1 protein-coding gene is annotated in these 1,032 nt (G+C 74.3%); it reads right to left on the bottom strand.

Annotation, left to right across the window (positions count from 1 at the left end):
- Positions 1–47: 47 nt before the first annotated feature.
- Positions 48–908, bottom strand: coding sequence for a type II secretion system F family protein (locus OO69_RS48060; RefSeq protein ID WP_033287374.1), 861 nt, complete (start codon positions 906–908; stop codon positions 48–50).
- Positions 909–1,032: the final 124 nt, after the last annotated feature.

The following is a 1,032-nucleotide window of genomic DNA, read 5'->3' on the forward strand; positions in this document are numbered from 1 at the left end:
CGTCAGATGTGTATAAGAGACAGCCTCCCGGCAACCACCACCCCCACTCACGCCGCCTCCACCCCCCGCACAATCCGCAACGCCCACCACAACCCCAAGCCCTCCAGCAACCCCCCAACCACCAGGCACCCCACCCCCCCCCCGCTGTGCAGCAACACCCGCAACGGATCGGCCCCCATCGCCGCCCCCAGCAACAACCCGAGCACCGGCAACCCGGCGAGCATCACCGCAGTGGCCCGTGCCCCCGCCAACTGAGCGCGAAGATCGGCCCGTTGATCCCGGTCGGCACGCAACGCCCCTTCAAGCCGATCCAGCCCCGCCGCAAGCCCCGCCCCCTGATCCACCGCAACCCGCCAGCACGCGGCCAGCCCCAACAACCCCTCTGCCCCCGGCTGCCGCGCCGCCGAGGCGAGCGCACCCGGCACATCCCCACCGAACCGCGCCGCCGCCAAAACCCCGGCCTGCGCCTCACCGAGCCCACCGGAGTCACTCGCCGCCCGCAGCAACGCCTCCCCCGGCTGCCGCCCAGCACGCACCTCCCCGGCGAGCGCCGAGCACAGCGCGATCACCGCGTCCCCGCGCAACTCCCGCGCCCGCCGCACCTCCCCGGCGAGCCGCACCCGCCGCAGCAACGGCACCCCGGCCGCCCCCGCGACAACCGGAATGACCGAGGCCCCCAACACCCCGAGCACCAGCCCGACACCCAGCGCCCACCACTCGGCCCGCAACCGCCCCCGAACCCGCCGCAGTTCGTCGACGACCCGCTCCCACGAGGGCGGCCCAACACCCACGCCCCCACCACCCGCGAACAGCAACTCCGCCCGCCGAACCCCGGGTTGCCGCCCGCCCATCAACCAGACCAGGCCCCCGACACACACCGCGGCCAACCCGACCGACACCTCACCCATCGCAACTCCCCCTCGCTGTCGTCCATCCCGCACTCACGTCCGTCGCTCCTCCGACCTCACCCGCCGCCCGACCCGCACAACACCCAGCCCCGCGACCGCCTCCGCCCCTAACCCCCGTCACCCC

It is taken from the genome of Streptomyces sp. NRRL F-525, from assembly GCF_000716605.1.
GTDB lineage: Bacteria > Actinomycetota > Actinomycetes > Streptomycetales > Streptomycetaceae > Streptomyces.

Excerpts from the sequence above, each read along its gene's own strand:
- OO69_RS48060 (WP_033287374.1), bottom strand. The coding sequence starts at position 908 with ATGGGTGAGGTGTCGGTCGGGTTGGCCGCGGTGTGTGTCGGGGGCCTG.